Consider the following 22803-nt stretch of genomic DNA (forward strand, 5'->3'; position numbering starts at 1 on the left):
TCAGGGTTCCGCCCGTGGGGCCGAGGGGATCAGCTCAGCGCGGTCAGCTCAGGGCGGTGGCGGTGTGCCGGAGGGCGTCGAGCAGGGGGACGAGCAGGGGGTGGCGCTCGGCGCCGCGCCGTACGGCGGCGAAGACCCGGCGCTGCGGGCCCTCGACGGGGCGGATCACCACGCCGGACAGGTCGGCGCCGCGCAGCGCCAGGCGCGGCACCATCGCCACGCCCGCTCCGGCCGAGGCCAGGGCGACCACCGCGCGGAAGTCGTCGGAGGAGTGCGCGAAGGCGGGGGTGAACCCGGCGTGCTCGCAGGCCAGGGCGATCACGTCGTGGCAGGGGTTGCCCGGGTAGGGGCCGATCCAGGGCTCGCCCGCCAGGTCCGCGACGGTGATCATGTCCCCGCGGCGGAGCGCGTCCGCCGCGGGGACACCCGCCGTGTCCGCTGTGCCGGCGTTCTCCGTTCCGGTGTCCGCCGTGTGCGTGTCCGTCGTGTGCGTGTCCGTCGTGTGCGCGAGGCGGTGGTCGCGGGGCAGGACGACGTCGAACGGCTCGGCGTAGAGCGGGATGCGGGAGAGCCGCCGGTCGTCCTCGGCCGGGGCCCCGCGGTACTCGACGGCGACGGCGGCGTCCACCGCGCCGTCCAGCACCATGGTGAGGCTCTGGTCCCCCTCGGCGTCCAGGACGCGCACCCGCAGGCCCGGTTCCTTCTCCCGGAGCAGGCCCACCGCCGGGGCCACCACGAGGCCGATCGCGGTGGCGAAGGAGGCGACCTGCACCTCGCCCGCCGTTCCGGTCGTGTAGGCGGCGATGTCGGCCTCGGCCCGCTCCAGCCGGGCGAGGACCTCGTGGGCGTGGCCGAGCAGGATGCGGCCGACGGCGGTCAGCCGCACGCCCCGCGCGTCGCGCTCCAGCAGCCGGTGGCCGACCTCGTGCTCCAGGGCGGTGAGCTGCTGGGAGACCGCGGAGGGCGTCAGGTGCAGCGCCGCCGCGGCGGCGGTGACCGTCCGGTGGTCGGCCACCGCGCGCAGGGTCCGCAGCCGCCGGGTGTCAATCACCCCTTCATTGTCGACCGGTGTCCGCGGTGCGCGGGCCCGGCGTGCGTCGCGGGCACGCGTCCGCCCCGCGGACGGGCCGGCCCCGGGAAGCCGTTCGCGGGTGGCTGTTCGCGGGGCGGCCGTTTGCGGGCTGGCCGTTCGCGGGGCGGCCGTTTGCGGGCTGGCCGTTCGCGGGCTGGCCGTTCGCGGGGCGGACGGAGCGCCGCTCACCGGACCAGGCCGAACGCCCCCCTGGCGAGGGAGATCATCTCGCCGGCGGCGGTGGCCTCGTCGACGGGCGCACGGGTGTCGCTCGCCAGGGTGGTGACGACGTACGTCTTCCCTCCGGCGGCGCGCGCCAGGTGGGCCATCGCCAGGACCCCGACCTCCGAGCCGCCCTTGTACCAGACGGCCGGCCACGTGCCGGGGTCGAGGCCGAGCCCGGCGTCGTTGGCGGAGAGCACCTCGTGGAGGCGGTCGCCGCTCCGCTTGAGCAGCCCGGCGTAGGCGCGGCAGACGTCGCGGGGGGAACCGAACCACTCGATGTCGTCGATCTTCCGGGGGCGCCGCCAGTCCTCGTACGCGGCGTCCGCGACCGCGAGCCCGGCGACGACGTCCTTCAGGTAGGCGCGACGGCCCTCGGCGCCGCGTGCCAGGTAGGCGCGGGCGTGCCGGGGGTAGTCGACGGTCTTCAGCAGGAACCACTCGCGCGTGGTGAGGAAGGGGAGGTTCCGGGCGGCGTGGTCCGACCACTGGCGGACCTTCTTCTCCACCGCCTTGCGTCCGACCGTCTTGATGAGCAGGTCGGTGGCGGTGTTGTCGCTGATGGAGATCATCAGCTTGGCCGCCTCGCGGACCGTGACGGTGCTGTTGTCGGGCCGGGTGCCCAGGCCGTCCTGGGCGGGGAGCTTCACGTCGGGCGTGACGGTGAGCTCGGTCTCCCAGCTCAGCCTGCCCGAGTGGATCCGGTCCGCCACCGCGCCCAGCACGTAGAGCTTGAAGATCGACCCCAGCGGCCGGGCGGTGTCCGCGCCGACGCCGTGGACGGTCCGGCACCGGCCCCGCCCGTCGATCTCGGCGGCGAGGAAACCGGCCCGGGGGGCGATCTTCCGGAGCCGGGCGTCGAGCTCGGACCAGCCGGTGGGAGCGGGCGGGATCGACGGCCTGACCAGCAGGCCGTCGATCCTCCCCGCCGCGTCCACGCTGAGCCGGAACTCGAACTTCTGCCCGCCGGCGGACATCGTGCCGGTGAGCAGGTTCGGGGCGGTGCTGCTCAGCCCGTCGAGCCGGATCCCGGCCAGGCCCTTGAGGAACCCGTTGAAGCCGTCGACGGTCACCTCCTTCAGGAAGGCGGCGCTCACATGCTGCTCGATCTCGCTCGCGGCGAGCGGCGCCCGGCCCGCGGCCTCCAGGACCCAGCGGAGCCGCCGCCCGGCCGGGCTGTCGGGGATCTCGGGGGCGGCGCCGGCGTCGGCCCGCCACCCGGGCGCCGCGGCGGCCTGCCGTACGGTGTCCGGGGCGGCCTGCCGTACGGTGTCCGCGGCGGCGGGGGACGTTCCGCCGAGGGCCAGGGGGACGGTCACGGTGAGGACGGTCAGGGCCAGGGCACGGGTCGTCCGGGGCCGGAGGCGCATGGCTGTCTCCTTCACGGGCTGCGGTTTCACGGGCTGCGGTCCGCCACCACCGTGGCGGTGGCGGCCGTGACCCACACGCTAGGAAGGGCGCGGCGGACGGGGTATCCGGCGGGCCGCCGCCTTCCGGGGTGCGGCTGTCCCCCGCGGATGTGAGGCCAGCCTCATAGACGCCGGTCCGCCCGGGGGGCCACACTGCGTCCCGTGCTCTCCCCGACCTCGACCCGTCTCCTCGCCGCGGCCATGGCGGCGGCGGCGATCCTCGGCACCGTCGTCGGCACGGTGCTGGAGACGGGGTTCCCCATGGCGGCCGGCCAGTGGGCGTTCGTCCTGCTGACGCCGCTCCTGCCCGCGCTGGGCTGGCTCATCGCCCACCGGCGGCCCGGCAACCCGTACGGCTGGCTGCTCCTGGCCACCGCGGACTGCCTGGGCCTGGGCACCCTCGGCGTCGGCCTGCTGGCCTCGGTCGGGACGCAGACGCCCGCGCCGCTGCTCGTCCTCGCCGCCCTGCTGGCCTCCCTCTTCGCTCCCTTCTACGGGCTTTCCTGGGTGTTCGTCCCGTTGTTCTTCCCGGACGGGCGGCTCCCCTCGCGGCGCTGGCGCGTGGGGGCGTGGATCGGCGGGACGGCCATCGCGGTGCACTGGCTGGGATTGCTGCTGGCCCCGGACGATGTCTACGTCATCTCCCCGATCGGCAACCCGCTCAGCATCACGGGACCGGGCGAGCTGGTCGTGGCCGGCCTGGGCGGTCTGGGGCAGACCGTCGTCTTCGGCACGGCGCTGGCGGTGCTGGTCTCCCTCCTGGCCCGCACGCGCCGCGGCTCCGGCGCCGAGCGGCGGCGGCTCCGCTGGATGGCCGCCGGGCTCGCCGTCACCCTCGGCGGGTTCGTCCTCGCCACGTTCTTCCTCGTCACGGAGTCGGCGGCGCTCTGGATCGGCATCGCCCCCGTGCTGGGCGCGCTGCCCGCCGCGATCGGGGTGACCGTGTTCCGGCACAACCTGCTCGACATCCGGGTGGGCCTGCGGGGGTCGCGTTTCTTCCTCGTCTTCGACCTGCGGCCCACGGTGGACGAGCTGCTGTCGGAGCTGGCGCCCGACCTGGAGGAGGCGGAGCCGGGCGAGCAGCTCGGACGGCTGGCGGAGGCCGTGCGGACGGCGCTGGAGGCCCGGTGGGCCGCCGTCACGCTCGCCGACGGCACCCGGGTCGTGGCCGGGGAGGAGCAGGGCGCGGCGGAGCTGACCGTTCCCGCGGGGCGGGGGACCATCGCGTGCGGGCCCAGGGAGGGCGGCTTCACCGGCGAGGACCGGCGGCTGCTGCGCGCGCTGGCCGTACCGGTCGGACTGGCCATCCAGAGCGCGGGCCTGGCCGCCCGGCTGGTCAACGCGCAGGAGGCCGAGCGGCGGCGGATCGAGCGCAACATCCACGACGGGGTGCAGCAGGAGATCGTCGCGCTCATCGCGGGGCTGGAGCTGGCCAGGGCCGTCGGGGCCGACGCCGGGACGCTGGCGCTCCTGCGCGACCAGGCCCGGCAGACCCTGGACGACCTGCGGGAACTGGCGGCGGGCATCCACCCGTCGGTGCTCAGCCAGGGCGGCCTGGCCGAGGCGCTGGAGGAGCGCTGCTCACGCCTCCCGGTGGCCTCGGCGCTGAGCGTCGACGAGGAGATGCGGGTGAGACGCTTTCCCGACGAGATCGAAGGGGCGGTGTACTTCACCGCGAGCGAGGTGCTCGCCAACACGCTCAAGCACGCCCGCGCCTCCGCCGTGGACGTACGGCTGACGCTCTCCGGCGGGCGGCTGCAGGTCACGGTCGCCGACGACGGGACGGGGTTCGACCCGAAGGCGGCCGTCCGGCGGGGGCTGGCGGCCCTCGCCGACCGGCTGGCCGCGCTCGGCGGCGGGCTGGACGTGGTGAGCGCGGTGGGAGAGGGGACGAGAGTGAGAGCGTGGGTGCCGGTCCATGAGTGAGCCGCCGATCCCACCGGTCCAGGCGTCGCCGGTCCCGAGCACACCGGCCTCGCGCTCACCGGTCCCGCGGCCGTCGGCTCCGGCCGGGGATCCGGAGACGGTTCCGTCGCCGTCGCCGTCGGAGGCGGTGCGCGTCGTCGTCGCCGACGACCACTACCTGGTCCGGGAGGGCGTACGGCGGCTGCTGGAGACGTCCGGTGAGGCCGTCGTCGCCGGGACCGTGGGCAGCGCCGGCGAACTGCTGGACGCCATGCGCAGGCTCCGGCCGGACGTGGTGATCACCGACATCCGCATGCCGGGCGGCCCCTTTCGGGCGGGCTTCGAGGGCATCGACGCGGCACACCGGGTCCGCGCCGAGCACGCGGGGGTCGGCGTCGTGGTGCTCTCCCAGTTCTCCGACGCGCTCTACGCCTTCGAGCTGTTCAAGCACGGTACCGAGGGCTTCGCCTACCTGCTGAAGGACCGGGTCGGCGACCTGGAGGAGCTGCTCGGCGCGGTGCGGGCGGTGGCCGGCGGCGGTTCGGTCATCGACCCCAAGGTCGTGGAAGGGCTGCTGGCCCGCCGCGCCGTACGGAGCGACCGGGGGGAGGATCTGACCCCGCGCGAGCGCGACGTGCTGCGCGAGATGGCGCACGGCAGGTCTAACGGCGGCATCGCCCGGGCGCTCCACCTGTCGGTCTCGGCCGTGGAGAAGAACGTCAACTCGATCTTCATGAAGCTGGGGCTGGAGAGCAGCCCCGACACCCACCGGCGGGTGGCGGCGGTCCTGGCCTACCTCGGCGCGTAGCCGCCGCTCCTGTCTGCCTGTTCTGCCCGCTCCTGCCGCTCCCGCCTGCCCGTCCTGCCCGTCCTGCCCGCTCCGGCCCCGTCCGGCGGGTCATCCTCCGGCCGCGCGGACGGCGTAGCCGCCGAGCGCGGGTTCCAGCGTGTCGAAGGCGGTGCGGATGTGGTCGGTGAGCGCCGCCGCGATCTCCGCGTCGTCCTGCCCGTCGAGGGTGCGGCGGAGCGTCTCGTCGAACAGCAGCCGGTGGACGCCGCCCAGCAGGGCCGCGGCCACGCTGGGCAGGATGTCGCCGGGTCCGGCGCCGGCCTCCTCGGCGAGGGCGGCGGCCAGCGCCTTCTCCCGCTCGTCGTGGAACTCCCGCAGCCGGGCCGTCAGCGCCGGGCTGTCGGTGATCATCCTGGCGAACGCGGGACCGGAGAAACCGATGACGGGGCTGTGCTCGGCGACCGCCGCCAGGTAGGCGCGGCGCAGCGCGGCCGGTGCCGACTCGCCCGGCTCCCGCTCCCGGACGGTCCGGGCCAGGGACTGCACGAACGCCTCGCTCAGGTCGAGGGCGAGGTCCTCCTTGCGTGGAAAGTAGTTGGTGACCGTCATTTTGGACACCTGCGCGGCCGCCGCCACGTCGGCGATCGTCACCTTGTCGAAGCCGCGTTCGAGGAACAGCCGGGTGGCGTGGTCGGAGATGTTCTCCCTGGTCTGCTGTTTCTTCAGCTCTCGGAGGCCGGTCGTCTGGGTGCTCATGCCCTCACCCTACATCGGCTTGACCTAAATTTAGTGTTGACATATTTCTATGTCCGACATAAATTTATGTCGAGTAAGTGATCGCGATCGCAAGGGAGATCCGCATGGCCGAGAAGACCTCCGACGCCGCCCGCCTCGCCGAGGCGATCCGGACGGCGGACCGGCGCGACCGCCGCGCCGAGGGCATGCGGCGGGGGCGGGGGCACCGCGTTCCGGCACACCGTCCCCGCCGGGTGCCCGGCCGCGGCTGAGCGTCCCCGCCGGGTGCCCGGCCGCCGTTGCGCACCGCGGCAGCGCACCCGGCGTCCGGGGAATCGATCGCCCCGTTCCCGTGTTCCCGTCGATCCCGACCGATGAGAGGACCCCCTTGAGCGCTACCGCCACCGCTTCCCGTCCTGCCCGCCCTGCGAACGGAGCCGTCGACGTCGACCCGATCAAGGACTACCTCCGGCAGATCGGACGCACCCCGCTGCTGACCGCCGAGCAGGAAGTGGAACTGGGTGAGCGCATCGAGGCCGGGACGCTCGCGCGGGAGCACCTGGCCGCCGCGGGTGACGCGCTCTCCCCCGCCGGACGGCGTGAGCTGGAGCGGCGGGTCGCCGACGGCCGCCGCGCCAGGGACCACATGGTCGAGGCCAACCTGCGGCTGGTCGTCTCGATCGCCAGGCGCTACGCCGCCGCCGGCGGGATGCCGCTGCTGGACCTCGTCCAGGAGGGGACCATCGGCATGATGCGCGCGGTGGAGAAGTTCGACCACCGGCGCGGCCTCAAGTTCTCCACCTACGCCACCTGGTGGATCAAGCAGGCGGTCGGCCGCGCGCTGGCCGACCAGAGTCGGACGGTCCGTCTCCCGGCGCACGTGGTCGAGGTCCTCAACCGGGTGACCCGCCTCCGGCGGGAGATGTCGCAGACCCTGGGCAGGGAGGCCACGCCGGAGGAACTGGCGGCCGGGCTCGGCCTGACCTCCGAGAAGGTGGAGGAGCTGCTGCGGCACGCCCGCGAGCCGGTCTCGCTGCACCTGCGGCTCGGCGACGACGGCGACGCCGAGCTGGGCGACCTCATCGAGGACGACGCCCCCGACCCGGCCGACACGGTCGCCGCCGCCTCGCTGCGCGGCCGGTTGGCGGCGGTGCTGGCCACTCTGACCGAGCGGGAGGCGGACGTGATCGCCCTCCGGTACGGCCTGGCCGACGGTGAGACCAGGACCCTGGAGCAGATCGGCAGGAGGTTCGGGGTGACCCGCGAGCGCGTCCGCCAGATCGAGTCGGCGGGCATGCGCAAGCTCCGGCACCCCGCCCGGACCCGGGCTCTCGCCGACCTCCTGTCCTGAGCGCACTCCTTACGGCCTGCGGCGACCGGAAGCGGGCCCGGCCGGGAGTGATCCGAAAGATCGTTTAAAGTGGCCTGCCGGGCGTCGAGAGCGGTTCCCGCCCTCCCCGGCTCCGGTCACCCGCGCAGAGAGAAGAAGAGGTCCCCGCATGCCGTCCGCGATCCCCGACCCCGGCCTCGTGCACCCGCTGGCCGAGCACCCGCGCGTGGTGCTGCTCAAGCCGCTGGTCACGGACCCGCGCATCGAGGTGGGCGAGTTCACCTACTACGACGACCCGGACGACGCGACGTCGTTCGAGACGCGCAACGTCCTGTACGCCTACGGCCCGGAGAAGCTGGTGATCGGCAGGTACTGCGCGATCGCCTCCGGCACCCGCTTCCTCATGGCGGGGGCCGAGCACCCCACCATGGGCGTGTCCACGTTCCCGTTCACCATGTTCGGCGGGAGCTGGACCGAGGCCACGCTCGACCTGGTCACCGGCATGCCCAGCCGCGGCGACACGGTGGTGGGCAACGACGTGTGGCTCGGCTACGGGGTCACGGTCATGCCCGGGGTGCGGATCGGCGACGGCGCGATCGTCGCGGCGGGCGCGGTGGTCACCGCCGACGTCCCGCCGTACACCGTCGTGGGCGGCAACCCGGCCCGGCCCATCCGCGCCCGCTTCGCGCCGGAGGACGTGGCCAGGCTGCAGCGCGCCGCCTGGTGGGACTGGCCGGTCGAGCTCGTCACCCGGCACGTCCGCACCATCATGGCCGGGACCCCGGCCGAGATCGAGGCCGTCGCGGAGCGGGAACTCCCGTAGGCCGGGGCCCTTCGACCGTGCCCGACCGGCGAGCCCGCCTCGGCCCGGACCGGCTCCGCTTCCGGTGCCTCCGGCCTCCGGTCCGGCTCCGGCCTCCGGTCCGGCTCCGGTCCGGGCTCCGGCTCCGGTCCGGGCTCCGGTCCCGGTCCCGGTCCGGGCTCCGGTCCCGGCGGGCTCATCCCCGGGCGGCGACGAACGCCTCCACCGCGCGGTCGACGTCCTCGGTGGAGTGGGCGGCCGAGAGCTGCACGCGGATGCGGGCCTGGCCGTGCGGGACCACCGGATAGGAGAAGCCGATCACGTAGACGCCCCGGTCGAGCAGGCGCTCGGCCATCGCGGACGCCTCCGCCGCGTCCCCGATCATCACCGGGACGATCGGGTGGTCGCCCGGCAGGATGGCGAAGCCCTCCTCGGCCATCCGGGAGCGGAAGCGCGCGGTGTTGGCGCGCAGCCGCTCCCGGGCCTCGCCGGAGCCGCTGACCAGGTCCAGGACGCGCAGCGAGGCGGCGGCGATCACCGGGGCGAGGGAGTTGGAGAACAGGTAGGGGCGCGAGCGCTGGCGGAGCAGGTCGCAGATCTCCCTGCGCGCCGCCGTGTAGCCGCCGCTCGCCCCGCCGAGGGCCTTGCCGAGCGTGCCGGTGATGATGTCGACCCGGTCGCGCACGCCGTACAGCTCCGGGGTGCCCGCGCCGTCCGCGCCGACGAAGCCGACCGCGTGGGAGTCGTCGACCATGACCATGGCGCCGTACCGGTCGGCCAGGTCGCAGATCTCGTCCAGCGGGGCGAGGTGGCCGTCCATGGAGAACACGCCGTCGGTGACGATCAGGCGGCGGCGGGCGTCGGCGGACTCCTTGAGGCGGGCCTCCAGCTCGGCCATGTCCCGGTTGGCGTAGCGCAGGCGGCGGGCCTTGCACAGCCGGATGCCGTCGATGATGCTCGCGTGGTTGAGCGCGTCGGAGATCACCGCGTCGCGGTCGTCGAGCAGCGTCTCGAAGACACCGCCGTTGGCGTCGAAGCAGGAGCTGTACAGGACGGTGTCCTCCTGGCCGAGGAACGCGGAAAGGCGCGCCTCCAGCTCCTTGTGCACCTCCTGGGTGCCGCAGATGAAGCGCACCGAGGCCATGCCGAAGCCCCAGCGGTCCAGCGCCTCCTTCGCGGCAGCGATCACCTCGGGGTGGTCGGCCAGGCCCAGGTAGTTGTTGGCGCAGAAGTTCAGCACCTCGCGGGGCCCGCCGGAGGCCCCCGCCCCCGGCACGGCCACGCCGTCCGGCACCGCCACGCCGCCCGGTGCGGTGCCGCCGCCCGGTGCGGTGCCGCCCGCGACGGCGATGCCGGCGCGCTGCGGGGTGGTGATGACGCGCTCGGGCTTGAGCAGGCCGGCCGAGGCGATCTCGTCGAGGGTCGCGCGCAGGTCGTCGCGGACGTTGTCGAACATCAGGCGGTCCAATCCATGATGATCTTGCCGGTTCTGCCGCTCGCGGCGGCGTCGAAGGCCGCGTCGAAGTCGCGGTGGGAGAAGCGGTCGGTGATGACGGGGGAGAGGTCGAGGCCCTTCTCCAGGAGCACGGACATGGCGTACCACGTCTCGTACATCTCGCGGCCGTAGACGCCCTTGAGGGTGATCATCGAGGTCACGATCGTCGCGAAGTCGACCGCGAACTCCTCCGCGGGCAGGCCCAGCATGGCGATCTTCCCGCCGTGCGTCATGGTGGCGATCATGTCGCGGAGCGCCTGGGGGTTCCCGGACATCTCCAGGCCCACGTCGAAGCCCTCGCGCATGCCGAGCTTCGCCACGCCCTCGGCGATCGGCGTCTCGGCGGCGTTCAGCGCCAGGGTGACGCCGAGCTTGTCGGCGATGGCCAGCCGTTCGGGACTGAGGTCGGTGATGACGACGTTGCGCGCGCCGACGTGCGTGGCGACCGCCGCGGCCATCAGCCCGATCGGTCCCGCGCCGGTGATCAGCACGTCCTCGCCGACCAGCGGGAACGACAGGGCGGTGTGCACGGCGTTGCCGAACGGATCGAAGATCGCCGCCACGTCGGGGTCCACCGGCGTGCGGTGCACCCACACGTTGGAGGCGGGCAGCACGACGTACTCGGCGAAGGCGCCGTCGCGGTTCACCCCGAGCCCGATCGTGTTGCGGCACAGGTGCCGCCGCCCGGCCATGCAGTTGCGGCACTTGCCGCAGACGATGTGCCCCTCGCCGCTGACCAGGTCGCCGACCGCGATGTCCTCGACCCCCGGCGCCACCTCCACGACCTCGCCGCAGAACTCGTGCCCGACGACGAGCGGCGTGCGCAGCGTCTGCCGCGCCCAGGCGTCGAAACCGCGGATGTGCAGGTCCGTGCCGCAGATCCCGGTGCGCAGCACCCGGATCAGCACCTCGCCCGGCCCCGCCTCCGGCTCGGGCACGTCCATCAACCACAGGCCCGGCTCGGCCCGCTCCTTGACCAGTGCTTTCATCCCAGGTCCCCCCTCACCTTCCGACCCTACGCACTGTGCCGGGCCGCCTCCGGCGGTGTCCATCGCGCTTTTCTTAACCCGGTCCACAGCGTGGCTTCACACCGGTGGCGGAACCGCCGTACGGCGGGTGCGGGCCGTACGGTGCCGGGCCGTGCGGCGGGGGTCGGTGCGCGTGGCGGGATCGCCGGGCCGTACGGTGCCGGGCCGGATCGGCGTGCGTGGCGGGATCGGCCGGAACGGCGAGAAGGCCCCTCCCGGGGGGACGGGAGGGGCCTTCTCCTGGGGAATCGGCCCGGTGGGCCGGACCGGCCGCGGGGAAGGGGTGCGGCCGGTGGGGGAGGGTCAGCTCGTGGGGAAGTCGTCCGCGGTGCGGATGCGGTCGCGGATGTAGACGCCCGACGGGTTGAGCGCCCCGGTGCCCGCGAAGGCGCCGGCCGAGCAGGTGCCCGGCTTGAAGGCGGCGCTGCTCTCCGGGGCGTCGGAGTAGGTCCAGTTGGCGTAGCCGATCTTCAGCTGGTCCAGCATGTCGATCCACGCGGCGGTGCTGGCGAGGTCGACCTCGCCGTTGCCGCTGGCCGTCACCGTGCCGAACTCGGAGACGAACAGCGGGAGCTTGGCCGCCGCCCGGCTCACCACGGCCCGGTAGTTGTCCTTGTGCGAGGCGGCGTAGAAGTGGAAGGCGTACATGATGTTCTTGGCGTCGACCGGGTTGTTGACGATCTCGGACTCGTTGGAGCCCTCCGAGACGCCCAGCGACGACCACGCCCGGGTGCCGACGATGACCACCGCGTCCGGGTCCGCCGCGCGGATCACCGGGATGACCTGCTCGGCGTAGCTCTTGATCGAGGCCCAGCTCACCCCGTTGGGCTCGTTGGCGATCTCGTAGATGACGTTGTCCTTGCCCGCGTTGCGGGCGGCGACCGAGGCGAAGAAGGTCTTCGCGCGGGCCAGGTTGTGGTTGGGGTCACCCGGCGTCAGCGTGTGGAAGTCGACGATCGCGTACATGCCGCGCGCGGTGGCCATGTCGACGTACTTGTTCACCTGCTCGGTGAAGGCGGCCGGGTTGGTCTCGTACCCGCCCTCCTGCACGTACATGGAGACCCGGAAGAGGTCGGACTTCCAGTCGTTCGCGAGCGCGTCCAGCGAGGCGTCGGTGTAGCACTTGGGGAACCACTGGATGCCGTGGGTGCTCATGCCGCGCAGCTGGACCGGGCGGTTGTACCGGTTGCAGAGGTGGACGCCGCACACGTGCAGCTTGCCGTTGATCCCGACGGGCGTGCCGGTGGCCGGGGCCTTCGTGGGGGTCGGCGTGGGGGTGGCCGTACGGGTCGCGGTCGGCGTGGGCGTCGCCGTACGGGTCGGCACGGGGGTGGCCGTGGGCGCCGGGGTGGCGGTGCGGGTCGCGGTCGCCGTGGGGGACGCGGTGGGAGCCGCCGTGGGGGCGGCGGTGGCCGTGCGGGTGGGCGTCGGCGCGGCGGTGGCCGTGCGGGTGGGCGTCGGCGCAGCGGTCGGCGGCGCGGGCGGCCTGGTGGCGGTGTCGTTGCAGGTGACGCCGTTGAGGGTGAACGTCGCCGGGATCGGGTTGTTGTCGGTCGTGGTCCCGATGAACCCGATGTGCGCCGAGGCGCCGGAGGCCAGCGACTTGTTGTAGCCGACGTTGCCCGCCGTGACGGCGGTGCCCTTCTGGTCGTAGACCGCCGACCAGCCGTGCCCGACCTTCTGGCCGGCGCTCGGGAAGGAGAAGCCCAGCTTCCAGCCGTCGACGGCGGCGCCGAGGTTCTTGACGGTGATGTTGGCGCTGAATCCGCCCGGCCAGCTGCTGGTGGTGTAGGTGACCGCGCAGCCGGGGGCGGCGACCGCGGTGGCGGCGGCCGGTGCGGCCGTCAGCGCCCCCAGCGCGAGCGCGGCGGCGCCGGCCATGAGGAGGGCGCGACCGCGGCGCGGGCGTGCGGGATATTTCACGACGGTGACCTTTCGCGTTCTGGTCCGGCTCCGGCGAGCGCGAGCGGGCGCCTGTCCGGGCGCTCCGCTCCGCTCCGCCTCATCACAGGCCGGAGGAAGGTCGCGGCTCCCGGCAGGAGTGCCGGGAGCCGCCAAGTCCGGAGTGATTTTCGCCGATTTGCGCGACATGTGGCATATCGGCGCTGAGGTAAAGGACAGCCGGAACCGTGGGGGGAATCCGCCGAAATCCGCATCGTCCCTGGTCAGGCGTTGCCGGACGGGGTGGGCCGTCGTCGTGCACGCCGATGAAAGTTTCATCGGCCGGGGGCCGCCGCGGCTTCACGCCGTGCCGTCCTGCGGCGGCTTCCCGCTCCGTGGTGCCCGCGGCGGCTCTGCGCCGTGCCGTCCTACGGCGGCTTCCCGCTCCGTGGTGCCCGCGGCGGCTCTGCGCCGTGCCGTCCTACGGCGGCTTCCCGCGGTGGTTCCTGTGGTGCTTTCCCGCGGTGGTCTCCCGCGGTGGTGCCCGCCGTGGTGCCCGCGATGGTCTCCCGCGGTCGTCTCCTACCGGGACCGCTCCTCCCGCGCGGGCTGGTCGTCGACGAGGTGGGTGAGGGCGTCCGGGGTGACGGGGCCGGGACCGAGCCGGCCGGGACCGAGCTGGCGGGGACCCGCGGAGGGGTCGGCGTCGGCGGCCTCGGCCACCGCCTCGGCGGCGGCCTGCTGGGCCTCGGCCGCCTCCTGCCGGGCCACCTGCTGCGCCTCGCCGTCGTCGCGCCGCACGGCCCGGCCGTCGCGGGACGGCGGCGCCTCGCGGGTGGCGGGGGAGGCCGGCAGCGCCTCGGTGAAGGCCCGGGAGACGCTCTGCAGGGCGGAGGTGACCTCGCCGGGGATGACCCAGAACGTGTTGCCCTCGCCCTTGGCCAGCTCCGGCAGGACCTGGAGGTACTGGTAGGCCAGCAGCTTGGGGTCGGGGTCGTTGCGGTGCACGGCCTGGAAGACCTCGTCGATGGCCTGGGACTGGCCCTGCGCCCTGAGGATGGCGGCGCTGCGCTCGCCCTCGGCGCGCAGGACGGCGCTCTGCTTGTCGCCCTCGGCGGTGAGGATCTGGGACTGGCGCTGGCCCTCGGCGGTGAGGATGGCGGCGCGCTTGTCCCGCTCGGCGCGCATCTGCTTCTCCATCGCGTCCTTGATGCTCTTCGGCGGGTCGATGGCCTTGATCTCGACCCGGTTGACCCGGATGCCCCACTTGCCGGTCGCCTCGTCCAGCACGCCCCGCAGCTGACTGTTGATCGTGTCGCGGGAGGTGAGCGTCATCTCCAGGTCCATCGAGCCGATGACGTTGCGCAGCGTGGTCACCGTGAGCTGCTCGATCGCCTGGATGTAGTTGGCGATCTCGTACGCCGCCGCGCGCGGGTCGGTGACCTGGAAGTACAGCACCGTGTCGATCTCGACGACGAGGTTGTCCTCGGTGATCACCGGTTGGGGCTGGAAGGAGACGACCTGCTCGCGCAGGTCGATCATCGGGTAGACCCGGTCGATGTACGGGATCACGAAGTTGAGACCGGGTTTGAGGGTGGTGTGGTAGCGGCCGAGCCGCTCGACGTTCCTGGCCCGCGCCTGGGGCACGATCCGCACCGACTTGGTGACGGTGAACACCGCGAACAGGACGATGAGCACACCGACGATCAGCAGCGGGTCCATCCGGATCACTACTCCCTGGGGTAGACGAGCGCGGTCGCGCCCTCGATCTCGATGACGTCGACGGAGACGCCGGCCGGGATCACCAGCGTCTCGTCGTAGGCCCGGGCCGACCACTCCTCGCCGCCGATGCGGACCCGGCCGTCCCGGCCGGTCACCTCGCGGGTCACGTAGGCGGTCCTGCCGACGAGGGCCTGGACGCCGAACCGCTGGTCCGGTGGGGGCGGCTTCAGGTGCCGCCGGGCGATGGGCCGGATCAGGACCACCCCGGCCACGAGGGACCCGGCGAAGGCGATCAGCTGCAGTGGGACCGGGAGCCCGAGGAGGGCCGCGGCGGAGGCGAACAGCGCCGCCCCGCCGAGCAGGCCGAGCGCGGTGGTCAGGGTGAAGATCTCGGCGACGCCCAGCACCACGGCGAGGATCAACCAGATGAGCCAATCATCCATGTCGCGGCCCTCCTGTCCTGCCAACGGCTCCGGCGTCCGGCGGGTTCCCGGTTTCCACCGTATGCCCCCGCCGACCGCGCTGTCAGGGCCCGTGCGGGACGGTCAGAGGCTGCGGCGGAGGGTGTCGCCGGCGTTCTCGCCGGAGTCGCGCACGAGGTCGTCGTGGAGGGCGCTGCCCGCCAGCCACTCGGCCCAGGAGAGCTGCCAGTAGCCCCAGCCGTTGTCCCACTCCAGCTCGCGGTCGGTGCCGCGGATGACGACAGGGTCGCCGCGCAGGGAGGTGGAGTAGAACCAGGCGGCCTGGTCGGGGCGGGCGTTGACGCACCCGTGGCTGACGTTGACCCGGCCCTGGGCCCAGACGTTGTCCTTGGCGTGGACGTACTCGCCGCTGTTCGAGATGCGCACGGCGTGGCCGATCATGACGTCGTAGTAGCCCGGGTCGCCCTTGCTCCGGTTCGGCGAGATCATGCGGACCGGGTTGGCCTTGTCCATCGTCAGGTGCACGCCGCTCGTCGTGGTGTACTCGCGGGTCGTGGCCATGCCCGCGCTGATGGCCATGCGCTGGACGACCTTCCCGTCGCGCTCGACCGTCATCCGGTGGGTCCGGGTGTCGATGGCGCTGGTCTGCCGGCGGCCGACGCCGAACCGCACGCCGTGGTCGGAGGTGCCGTAGACGTCCTTGGCGGCGCGGACCCCGGACAGGTGGGCGACGAAGTCGACCTTCGTCCCGGCCGGCCAGTAGCGGCGGGGGCGGTAGATCACCCGGGTGTCGCCCGCCCAGTGCCAGGCGCCCTCGACCGGTGCGTCGGTGCGCACCTCCAGGGCCCGTTCGACGGATACCCGGTCCTTCACCGGGGTGTCGAAGTCGACGATGATCGGCATGCCGACGCCGACCGTCTCGCCGGGCGACGGGGTGACGGCCGCCACCGTGAAGGTCTGGGCGGGGGTGAACGTGCGGAAGGCGCCGGTGGCGCTCGCCCGGGTGCCGCCGGGCCCCGCCGCGGTGGCGCTCACGGCGTAGTCCCGGCCGGGGGTCAGGGCGTGGTCGGAGCGCCAGACGGTCCTGCCGGGGTCGAAGCGGCCCGCGACCGGGGCGCCGCCCGCGGAGACGGCCACCCCGGTCAGCGCGCCCGCGCTGGTGCGGACGGTCAGGCCCCGGGTGGTCGGCGCCTGCCGGGAACCGGGCGCCGGGTCGATCGTGATGGAGGGCGTCGCGGCCTTCTCCCCGGGTGCGTCACCGTCGGTGAACCAGGAGCAGCCCGCCGCGAGGAGGGCGGACAGCGCCAGGAGCGCGAGGAGGAGGGGGAGGGGGGCCGCGGGGCGCCGCATCGGTTCCTGCCTTTGGAGTGCGTGGACGGTCGGCTGTCAAGAGTAGCGGCAGGTTACCGTTCGAGCACTCCGAGTGACAATATGCGCTTACCGGGCGGGCAGGATGGTTCCGGACACCTCGCCGAGGGTGATCAGACCCCCCTCCGGACCCGGCGCGGTGGCGGTGACGGTGACCGTGTCGCCGTCCTCCAGGAAGGCCCGGACCGATCCGTCGGAGAGCGTGACCGGCTCGGCCCCGTTCCAGGTGAGCTCGATCAGCGACCCCCGCTGGCCGGCCTCGGGACCGGAGACCGTACCGCTGGCGAACAGGTCGCCGACCCTTAAGGAAGCGCCGTTGACGGTCATGTGGGCGAGCATCTGGTCGGGGGTCCAGTACATCCCCCGGTACGGCGGGCGGGAGACGACCTCCCCGTTCAGCCGCACCTCCAGGGTCAGGTCGAGCCCCCAGTCCTCGGTGCGCCGCAGGTAGTCGAGCGGCTCGGGATCCTGCGCGCGGCCCGGCACGCGGGCGCCGGCCAGGGCCTCCAGCGGGGTGATCCACGGGGAGACCGAGGTGGCGAAGGATTTACCGAGAAAGGGCCCGAGCGGGACGTACTCCCAGGCCTGGATGTCGCGCGCGCTCCAGTCGTTGACGAGCGTCACCCCGAAGACGTGGTCGGCGAACCGGCCCGGCCGCTCGCCCAGCGCGGTCGGCGCGCCGACGACGAAGCCGAGCTCCGCCTCGATGTCCAGCTTGGCCGAGGGGCCGAAGACCCCGGCGCCGCGCTGCCCGGACGGCCGGACGACCGGGGTGCCGGAGGCGACGACGGTCCCGGCCCGGCCGTGGTAGCCGACCGGCAGGTGCCGCCAGTTGGGCTTCAGCGGCTCCTCGTCGGGCCGGAACATCCGGCCGAGGTTGGCGGCGTGCTCCAGCGAGCAGTAGAAGTCGACGTAGTCGGCCACCTCGATCGGCAGGTGCAGCTCCACCCGGTCGAGCGGGACCAGGTGGAGTCCGGCGGCGACCGGGTCGGTGGCCAGCTTGCTGCGGATCAGCGCCCGGGTGTCGTGCCAGGCCGCGGAGCCCCTGGCCAGGAAGGCGTTGAGCGAGCCGGTGGCGAACACCTCGTCGTGCAGCGCCTCGGCCAGGTCGAGCACGTGGTCGCCGTACCGGACGCCGACCCGGGGGGTCGCGCCGGGCCGGTCGGCCCGGGTGAAGACCCCGTAGGGCAGGTGGTCGAGGCCCCAGGGGGATGCGGCCGTCACGCGTTCTCCTCTCCGGGCCGGATCCCGGTCCCGGGTCCGTTCCCGTTCCCGGCTCCGGTCCCGGCTCCGTTCCCGGTCCCGGCTCCGTTCCCGGTCCCGGGTTCGGTCGCGAGTCCGGGCTCGATCAGGTCGAGGGCCAGCAGGTCCTCGATCGGGGTGGCCGTGTTGCACGAGCCGTACGACACCAGCAGCTCCCGGGCCCGCCGGGCGGCGTCACCGGGCACCGCGCGCGCCTGCCGTACCAGCTCGCCCACGTCGGTCAGCTTGAGCACCGGCACCGGGTCGCGGCCCTCGACCGCCGCGCAGACCGCCAGGACCAGGTTGACGAAGCCGTGCCGGTCGGTGCCGAGCGCCGGGTCGAAGTGCCGGACCGCGTGGTGCAGCCCGGCCGTGGCCTTGAAGGGGGTGCCGCGGCGGACGCAGTGGGCGATGAAGGCCCCCAGGTCGTGGGCGCTGGGGAAGTCCTCCGGCTCCGAGCCGCCGCACCGGACCTTCAGCCCGACCCCGTCGGGCAGGCGGACGGGCAGCTGGGCGGGGGCGACCTCGACGAACTGGCGGGCCTTGGAGTCCGTCTCCAGCGGGGGCCGCCCGGCCGGCGGCTCGATCCGCCCGGAAGGCGTCGCGAAGCGCGCGCCCGGGATCTCGATCAGCTCGACCTCCAGGCCGTCGAGCGGCGGCGGCTCCTCGGTGTCGAGGATCAGCCCGAGCCGGAGCGGCAGGGGCGCCTCCTCCAGGTGGACGCGGAGCACCGGCAGACGGCTGGCCGGGCAGAGGAAGCGGTGGGTGAGCACCGGGTCGCGCCGCTCCAGGTCGGCCCGGTGCCGGGCCAGCGCCTCGTCCATGGGCAGCGCGGTGGGCGGGAACAGCCCGGCGTCGTCGACGAGGTCGTGGAAGAGGTTCACCGCGACCACGTCCAGGCGTAGGCGGGGTCCTCGACCGAGAGCCCGGCGGGGCCCAGGTCGAGCGGGCGGAAGGTGTCGACCATGACGGCCAGCTCGTTGGTGCGGGTGTGGCCCTGCCGCACCGCCTCCAGCACGGCCTCGACGGCGCCGGGCTGCGGCCCGTGGGTGAACCCGGCGGGGTGCAGCGAGACCGAGCCGACGTCGATGCCGGAGCCCTTGCGCGCGGTGTAGTCGCCGCCCGCGTAGAACATCAGCTCGTCGGAGTCGACGTTGTGGTGGTTGTACGGGATCGGCACGGCGTCCGGGTGGAAGTCCAGCGGGCGCGGGCAGAAGGAGCAGATCACGAAGTTCGGGCCCTCGAAGGTCTGGTGGACCGGCGGCGGGGCGTGGATGCCCTTCACGATCGGCTCGAAGTCGTTGATGTTGAACGCGTAGGGGTACAGGCAGCCGTCCCAGCCGACCACGTCGAAGGGGTGGTTGCGGTAGACCAGCCGGGTCAGCCCGCCGCGCGTGCGGACCAGCACCGGGACGTCCTCGCCCTCGGCGGTCAGCGGCTCGGCCGGGGTGCGCAGGTCGCGCTCGCAGTAGGGGGCGTGCTCCAGGAACTGGCCGTACTTCGACAGGTAGCGCTTGGGCGGGCGGATGTGCCCGGACGCCTCGACGACGAAGGCCGTCACCCGGCCCCGCGGCACCCAGCGGTGGATCGTGCCGGTCGGCACCACCACGTAGTCGCCCTCGCCGGCCTCGATGGCGCCGTAGGTCGACTCGAAGGCGACCCGGCCGCTCGCGACGTAGACGCACTCGTCGCCCATGGAGTTGCGGTAGAGGCCGCTGGGCGCCTCGGTCGCGGCGTACGACAGGCGGACGTCGGCGTTGCCCGCGATCAGCCCGCGGCCGGTGACGAGGTCGCCCCCGGCGGGCAGGTCCTGGGTGCGGAAGTGGCGGGGGGAGAGCGGCAGGTTGGGCGTCAGGACGGCGGCCTCGTCGGGCTCCACCGCCTCGGCCTTGACGATCGCCGTGGGCAGGTGGCGGTGGTAGAGGAGCGAGGAGTCGCTGGAGAACCCCTCCTCGCCCATCAGTTCCTCGGCGTACAGCCCGCCGTCGGGCCGCCGGAACTGGACGTGCCGTTTGCGGGGTACCTCCCCCACGACGCGGTAGTACGGCATGCGCTTCTCCCGTATTTGTCCGTTTATCGGACGTAAGTGTCCTCTATACGAACAACCATCCGCCACCGCGCCGGGTGCTGTCAAACATCGCCGCCGGAGCCTTCCCCGGGTTCGGCTCCGGCACGGCTCGGTCTCCTCCACGCCGACGGGAGGCCGCGACGTACGGCGGGAGACGGTCCTCGCCTGCGAAGGCCGCGCGGGGACGGGCGGTCGAGTACCGCCGCCGGAGCCTCGACGAGACCGACCAGAAGATCATCGATCACGTCCGGGAGTACGGCTTCGTCACCAACCGGACGATTCAGCGGTTGTTCGACATCCACCTGTTCGCGGCGAGGGACATCCTGAACTCCCTCCGGGAGCGGGAACTCCTCGACAAGATCGGAGAAGCCAGGGGCGGGAAGGGCGTCCGTTACGGACCCGGACCGAAGTTTCCCAGGTGAGCTGTGACCCGTCCTCGGCCGGTCACCCGAGGACGAGGCCCGCCAGGCGGCCGAGGGCCACCGCGGCGGCCACGGCGGCGAGGGCCAGGCCGATCGAGAGCAGGCAGCCCGTCCCGCCGTCCCATCTCTTCCGCGGCGCCGGTTCCCGCTCCGGGCCGAACCAGATCGGCCGGGGTTCGAGCAGGAGGAACAGGAGCGCGCCGAGCTGCCCGACGGTGAACAGCCAGAACCACGCCCACCGGTTGCCCAGCCGGGGCGTCGAGCCCAGCATGATGAGGAAGGCCGCCACCCAGGCCACGCCGACCCACCGGCCGAGGCCGTCGCCGGGGACGGCGAACGGCCAGTCGGGGAAGAATCCGTCGGCGTCCGGGTCGTGTTCCGGTTCGGCGAGTCTGGGCCGGTCCGCGCCGAGATCGCGGTGGAGCCGCGCGACCGGGTAGACCGCGGGGCCGTCGCCCACCGGCAGGCCCTGGACCTCGCGCCAGGCCAGCGGCCCCTCCGCCCACGCCAGCCGGTAGACGTCACCGTCCTGCTCCCGGTAGTCGACGTGGGTGACCCGGCCGGCTCCGGCCGCGGCGCGGAAGTCCTCCAGGGTGCGCTCCGCCGGGGACGCGCGCAGCGCGGAGACCAGCACGCCCCAGAGCAGGAGCGCGAGCAGCGCGATCCGTACGGCGAGCCCCACGGCCCACCACGGCGTGCGCGTCCGCTCCGGTGCCATGTTTTCTTTCTACTCGATCACCGCTCGCCGGGAGCGCTCCGATCACCCGGTGGTCCGCGGACAGCATCCGGAACCGGTACTCCCACATCCGCCGGTCGGCGATCGCCGCGTGCACGAACACCACGGCGGGTCCCCGACCGGCCCCGTGGTCGTCCTGCCGGACGGTGTGTGGTCGTTCTGCCGATGGGGTGGTGGTCGTTCTGCCGCTGATTCGGTTAGCGATCTGCCGGGGCATGCGTGGGCGGTCCGCCGAAGGGCGCACGACCGCTCCGCCGTCGGGGCGTGCCGAAGGAGGACGTCTCCGGACGCGGGCGGCGAGGGGCGGAAAACCGTTTGCGCGCGGGTGAGGCCGGTGCCTAGCCTGGGCCGCATGTCGCTTCCGTGCCATGGGCCGATCTTCTTCGTCCGCATCCGCCGCAGCCCGGCTCCGGGCCGGTAGGGGGAGGGGACCCGCTTCCTCCTGCGCGTGCCCTGGGGCCTCCGAGACCTGTTCATCTCGGACCCGAAAGGGCAACACTGTGGCGCAGTCCTTCGCTCACGGAAACCATTCGCACACCCAGCGCGCCGTCCGCAACGGCGGCGGCGGCCGTACCGGTGGCCGGACGGCCCGCGACCGGGACCGGCGTGTCCTGTCGCAGAATCTCATGGTCGACCCGGACGCGGTCACCCGCGTGGTCGAGGCCGCCGGCCCGCACGACCTGGTCCTCGAACCGGGCGCGGGGGAGGGCGTGCTGACCCGGGCGTTCGCCGAGACCTGCGGTCAGGTCGTCGGCTACGAGATCGACCCGCTGCTCGCCGGGAAGCTGGCCGCCCGCACTTCGGGCGATGAGCGCATCCGCGTCGTCCGGGGGGACTTCCTGGCCGCCCGCGCGCCGCGCGAGCCGTTCGCGGTCGCCGGGAACATCCCCTACGCGGTCACCTCGAAGATCGTGGACTGGTGCCTGCGGGCGCCTGGACTCACCTCGGCCACCCTGGTGACCCAGTCGGAGTACGCGCGCAAGCGCACCGGCGACTTCGGCCGCTGGAGCATGCTGACCGTGCGGACGTGGCCCTGGTACCGCTGGGAGCTGCTGGACGGCATCGGCCGCGAGGCGTTCCGGCCCGTCCCCGCGGTCGACTCCGCGATCCTGCGGATCGAGCGCCGTACGGCCGCACCCGGGCAGGCCGTGCCCGACCTGCCCGGTTACCGGGACTTCGTCGAGTACGGCTTCACCGGGCTGGGCGGCTCCCTGCACGCGACCCTGCGGCTCCGCCACCCGGCGGACCGGGTCGACGCGGCCTTCGCCGCCGCGGGCGTCGACCCGGACGCGGTCGTCGCGCACGTCCACCCCGACCGGTGGCGGGTCCTCTACGAGCACCTGCACCGGTGACCGCACGGCCGGGGCCGTGCCGTACGGTCACCGGCCGTCCGGCCGGGGTCAGCCGAGGGCGCGGGAGAGGTCGGCGGCGGCGGCGGCGACGCGGGGGCCGACCGTGTCCGGGTCGAGCGGGGTGAAGGCGATCACACCCACGGACGCCTCCAGCCAGGGCAGACCGGGAACGGGGGCGGCGATGCCGCGGGCGCCCTCCTGGAGCTGGCCCTCGGTGGAGACGTAGCCGCCGCGGCCCGCGCGGAGGGCGAGGACCGCCCGACCCGCCGCGCCCCGGTCGAGGGGGTGGCGGGAGCCCTCGCGGTAGGCGACGTGCATGTCGGTCCAGGACGGCTCGACCACCGCGACGGCCAGGCCCTCGTCGCCCTCGGCCACCGTGAGGTGGGCGGTGGCGCCGACCTCCTCGGCGAGCCCGCGCAGGGTGGGCAGGGCGCCCTCGCGCAGCAGCGGCTGCACGGCGCGGGCCAGGACCAGCACGCCGAACCCCAGGTGGACGCGGCCGTCGCCGTCGCGGCGGACGAAGCCCTCGCGCTGCAGAGTGGTCAGCAGGCGGTAGACCGCGGGGCGGCTCAGCTCCAGCTCGGCCGCGATCTCGGTCGGGGTCCGCCCCCGGAGCTCGCCGGAGAGCAGGCGGAGCAGGCGCAGGCCGCGCTCCAGGGTCTGCGAGGATTCGGCCGCCATGTCCTCGATTATCGGGGTGGCCGGGCGGGTGCCCCGATGGCGGGGTGACCGGTTGTCATGGGGGTGACAACCGGCGGCCGGGAATGTGCGGGCGGTTGGCAAGAACCGCGCGCGCGGCCTG

21 protein-coding genes are annotated in these 22803 nt (G+C 73.7%); 7 read left to right on the forward strand and 14 right to left on the reverse strand.

Annotated features, from left to right (window positions below):
* Positions 1–43 precede the first annotated feature (43 nt).
* Positions 44–1051: a LysR family transcriptional regulator gene (locus tag HS045_RS11340; RefSeq protein ID WP_196451225.1), complete on the reverse strand. Its 1008-nt coding sequence runs from the start codon at positions 1049–1051 to the stop codon at positions 44–46.
* A 206-nt stretch (positions 1052–1257) separates the two neighbouring features.
* On the reverse strand, positions 1258–2664 hold the full coding sequence (locus HS045_RS11345) for a serine hydrolase (RefSeq protein WP_196451226.1): 1407 nt from the start codon (positions 2662–2664) through the stop codon (positions 1258–1260).
* A 201-nt stretch (positions 2665–2865) separates the two neighbouring features.
* On the opposite strand from HS045_RS11345, the gene HS045_RS36110 reads away from it, so the two are divergent.
* Together HS045_RS36110 and HS045_RS11355 are read left to right on the forward strand one after the other, a co-directional pair.
* Positions 2866–4629 carry a histidine kinase gene (locus HS045_RS36110; RefSeq protein WP_196451227.1) on the forward strand — a complete coding sequence of 588 codons (1764 nt, stop codon included), beginning with the start codon at positions 2866–2868 and terminating at the stop codon, positions 4627–4629.
* A gap of 127 nt (positions 4630–4756) precedes the next feature.
* Complete coding sequence (locus HS045_RS11355) at positions 4757–5416, forward strand: response regulator transcription factor (RefSeq protein WP_196451228.1); 660 nt, start codon at positions 4757–4759, stop codon at positions 5414–5416.
* 90 nt (positions 5417–5506) lie between these two features.
* Here the strand turns inward: HS045_RS11355 and HS045_RS11360 are convergent, their stop codons facing one another.
* Complete coding sequence (locus HS045_RS11360; RefSeq protein WP_196451229.1) at positions 5507–6154, reverse strand: TetR/AcrR family transcriptional regulator; 648 nt, start codon at positions 6152–6154, stop codon at positions 5507–5509.
* 104 nt (positions 6155–6258) lie between these two features.
* Here HS045_RS11360 and HS045_RS34435 point away from each other — a divergent pair, with 104 nt between their 5' ends.
* The 3 genes from HS045_RS34435 to HS045_RS11370 all read left to right on the forward strand — a co-directional run bounded on the left by HS045_RS34435 (position 6259) and on the right by HS045_RS11370 (position 8286).
* Positions 6259–6405 (forward strand): hypothetical protein, encoded by a 147-nt coding sequence (locus tag HS045_RS34435; RefSeq protein WP_230883998.1) that lies wholly within the window; start codon positions 6259–6261, stop codon positions 6403–6405.
* A gap of 116 nt (positions 6406–6521) precedes the next feature.
* Entirely contained in the window at positions 6522–7484 is a 963-nt protein-coding gene (locus tag HS045_RS11365; RefSeq protein WP_230883999.1) for a sigma-70 family RNA polymerase sigma factor, read from the forward strand.
* Positions 7485–7632: 148 nt separating this feature from the next.
* Positions 7633–8286, forward strand: coding sequence for a CatB-related O-acetyltransferase (locus HS045_RS11370; protein WP_196451231.1), 654 nt, complete (start codon positions 7633–7635; stop codon positions 8284–8286).
* A gap of 175 nt (positions 8287–8461) precedes the next feature.
* On the opposite strand, the gene HS045_RS11375 is transcribed toward HS045_RS11370, so the two are convergent.
* The 9 genes from HS045_RS11375 to HS045_RS11415 form a co-directional block, all read right to left on the reverse strand.
* On the reverse strand, positions 8462–9721 hold the full coding sequence (locus tag HS045_RS11375) for a glycine C-acetyltransferase (protein ID WP_196452728.1): 1260 nt from the start codon (positions 9719–9721) through the stop codon (positions 8462–8464).
* Entirely contained in the window at positions 9721–10749 is a 1029-nt protein-coding gene (gene tdh / locus HS045_RS11380; protein WP_196451232.1) for an L-threonine 3-dehydrogenase, read from the reverse strand. Before tdh ends, HS045_RS11375 begins: the two co-directional genes overlap by 1 nt.
* Before the next feature lie 342 nt (positions 10750–11091).
* A complete protein-coding gene (locus HS045_RS35380; protein ID WP_307827471.1) occupies positions 11092–12711 on the reverse strand; it encodes a cellulase family glycosylhydrolase in 1620 nt (539 codons plus the stop codon).
* A gap of 540 nt (positions 12712–13251) precedes the next feature.
* Positions 13252–14391, reverse strand: a complete 1140-nt coding sequence (locus HS045_RS11390; RefSeq protein WP_196451233.1) for an SPFH domain-containing protein — start codon at positions 14389–14391, stop codon at positions 13252–13254.
* 8 nt (positions 14392–14399) lie between these two features.
* Positions 14400–14834 carry an NfeD family protein gene (locus HS045_RS11395; protein WP_196451234.1) on the reverse strand — a complete coding sequence of 145 codons (435 nt, stop codon included), beginning with the start codon at positions 14832–14834 and terminating at the stop codon, positions 14400–14402.
* A gap of 102 nt (positions 14835–14936) precedes the next feature.
* Entirely contained in the window at positions 14937–16163 is a 1227-nt protein-coding gene (locus HS045_RS11400) for an Ig-like domain-containing protein (protein WP_196451235.1), read from the reverse strand.
* A gap of 87 nt (positions 16164–16250) precedes the next feature.
* Positions 16251–17405 carry a fumarylacetoacetase gene (fahA, locus tag HS045_RS11405; protein WP_196451236.1) on the reverse strand — a complete coding sequence of 385 codons (1155 nt, stop codon included), beginning with the start codon at positions 17403–17405 and terminating at the stop codon, positions 16251–16253.
* Positions 17402–18307, reverse strand: a complete 906-nt coding sequence (locus tag HS045_RS11410) for a hypothetical protein (RefSeq protein ID WP_196451237.1) — start codon at positions 18305–18307, stop codon at positions 17402–17404. Before HS045_RS11410 ends, fahA begins: the two co-directional genes overlap by 4 nt.
* On the reverse strand, positions 18304–19473 hold the full coding sequence (locus tag HS045_RS11415) for a homogentisate 1,2-dioxygenase (RefSeq protein ID WP_196451238.1): 1170 nt from the start codon (positions 19471–19473) through the stop codon (positions 18304–18306). The genes HS045_RS11410 and HS045_RS11415 overlap by 4 nt, the downstream gene beginning before the upstream one ends.
* Positions 19474–19547: 74 nt before the next feature.
* Between HS045_RS11415 and HS045_RS11420 the strand changes: the two genes are divergently transcribed.
* Positions 19548–19913: a hypothetical protein gene (locus HS045_RS11420; RefSeq protein ID WP_196451239.1), complete on the forward strand. Its 366-nt coding sequence runs from the start codon at positions 19548–19550 to the stop codon at positions 19911–19913.
* A 22-nt stretch (positions 19914–19935) separates the two neighbouring features.
* On the opposite strand, the gene HS045_RS11425 is transcribed toward HS045_RS11420, so the two are convergent.
* Entirely contained in the window at positions 19936–20631 is a 696-nt protein-coding gene (locus tag HS045_RS11425; RefSeq protein ID WP_196451240.1) for a hypothetical protein, read from the reverse strand.
* A 644-nt stretch (positions 20632–21275) separates the two neighbouring features.
* On the opposite strand from HS045_RS11425, the gene erm reads away from it, so the two are divergent.
* Positions 21276–22001: an ErmE/ErmH/ErmO/ErmR family 23S rRNA (adenine(2058)-N(6))-methyltransferase gene (gene erm, locus HS045_RS11430; RefSeq protein ID WP_230884127.1), complete on the forward strand. Its 726-nt coding sequence runs from the start codon at positions 21276–21278 to the stop codon at positions 21999–22001.
* Between the two features lie 48 nt (positions 22002–22049).
* Here the strand turns inward: erm and HS045_RS11435 are convergent, their stop codons facing one another.
* On the reverse strand, positions 22050–22682 hold the full coding sequence (locus HS045_RS11435) for an IclR family transcriptional regulator (RefSeq protein WP_196451242.1): 633 nt from the start codon (positions 22680–22682) through the stop codon (positions 22050–22052).
* Between the last annotated feature and the right edge of the window lie 121 nt (positions 22683–22803).

The organism is Planomonospora sp. ID82291 (assembly GCF_015711645.1).
Classification (GTDB): domain Bacteria; phylum Actinomycetota; class Actinomycetes; order Streptosporangiales; family Streptosporangiaceae; genus Planomonospora.

Bases quoted from the DNA above. Each gene is read 5' to 3' on its own strand.
- HS045_RS11345 (WP_196451226.1), bottom strand. From the start codon at position 2,664: ATGCGCCTCCGGCCCCGGACGACCCGTGCCCTGGCCCTGACCGTCCTC.
- HS045_RS11360 (WP_196451229.1), bottom strand. From the start codon at position 6,154: ATGAGCACCCAGACGACCGGCCTCCGAGAGCTGAAGAAACAGCAGACC.
- HS045_RS34435 (WP_230883998.1), top strand. From the start codon at position 6,259: ATGGCCGAGAAGACCTCCGACGCCGCCCGCCTCGCCGAGGCGATCCGG.
- HS045_RS11370 (WP_196451231.1), top strand. From the start codon at position 7,633: ATGCCGTCCGCGATCCCCGACCCCGGCCTCGTGCACCCGCTGGCCGAG.
- HS045_RS11375 (WP_196452728.1), bottom strand. From the start codon at position 9,721: ATGTTCGACAACGTCCGCGACGACCTGCGCGCGACCCTCGACGAGATC.
- tdh (WP_196451232.1), bottom strand. From the start codon at position 10,749: ATGAAAGCACTGGTCAAGGAGCGGGCCGAGCCGGGCCTGTGGTTGATG.
- HS045_RS11390 (WP_196451233.1), bottom strand. From the start codon at position 14,391: ATGGACCCGCTGCTGATCGTCGGTGTGCTCATCGTCCTGTTCGCGGTG.
- HS045_RS11395 (WP_196451234.1), bottom strand. From the start codon at position 14,834: ATGGATGATTGGCTCATCTGGTTGATCCTCGCCGTGGTGCTGGGCGTC.
- HS045_RS11400 (WP_196451235.1), bottom strand. From the start codon at position 16,163: ATGCGGCGCCCCGCGGCCCCCCTCCCCCTCCTCCTCGCGCTCCTGGCG.
- HS045_RS11415 (WP_196451238.1), bottom strand. From the start codon at position 19,473: ATGCCGTACTACCGCGTCGTGGGGGAGGTACCCCGCAAACGGCACGTC.
- HS045_RS11425 (WP_196451240.1), bottom strand. From the start codon at position 20,631: ATGGCACCGGAGCGGACGCGCACGCCGTGGTGGGCCGTGGGGCTCGCC.
- erm (WP_230884127.1), top strand. From the start codon at position 21,276: ATGGTCGACCCGGACGCGGTCACCCGCGTGGTCGAGGCCGCCGGCCCG.
- HS045_RS11435 (WP_196451242.1), bottom strand. From the start codon at position 22,682: ATGGCGGCCGAATCCTCGCAGACCCTGGAGCGCGGCCTGCGCCTGCTC.